Source organism: Xenorhabdus indica (genome assembly GCF_014467235.1).
Classification (GTDB): domain Bacteria; phylum Pseudomonadota; class Gammaproteobacteria; order Enterobacterales; family Enterobacteriaceae; genus Xenorhabdus; species Xenorhabdus indica.
Map to the genome: position 1 here is coordinate 1 of NZ_NKHP01000125.1, position 427 is coordinate 427.

Annotated in this window: 1 pseudogene; it reads right to left on the reverse strand. The window is 55.5% G+C overall.

The annotated features are described in order from the left end of the window. Positions 1 to 366: pseudogene (locus tag Xind_RS19805) on the reverse strand (phage tail protein); the annotation flags it as partial. Positions 367 to 427: the final 61 nt, after the last annotated feature.

Here is a 427-nt window from a genome sequence, read left to right on the forward strand (position 1 = left end):
GTCCGCGGCTTTCAGGGCCTGTTGCGCTTCATGCAGGGCTTTCTGGGCTTCCTGCATAGCCTTCTGGGCTTCCAGCATGATCGGGGCATCGCCGTCTTTAATCCGCGCATCGGTTTCAGCCTTGGTATAGGCATCAACATCGGCGGCAGTCAGGGTAATGTCATTGACCAGCTCTTTGTCGTTGACACGGCGGGTTAACGGCACTTTGCTGTCTACGGCTTTCATGACCAGTGCGTCACCGTCTTTGATCCGCGTATCGGTTTCGTCCTTGCTGTAAGCACCAACATCGGCGGCAGTCAGGGTAATGTCATTGACCAGCTCTTTGTCGTTGATGCGGCGGGTTAACGGCACTTTGCTGTCCGTCACTTTAATGATCTGCGTATCGGTTTCGGCCTTGCTGTAAGCGCCAACATCGGCGGCAGTCAGG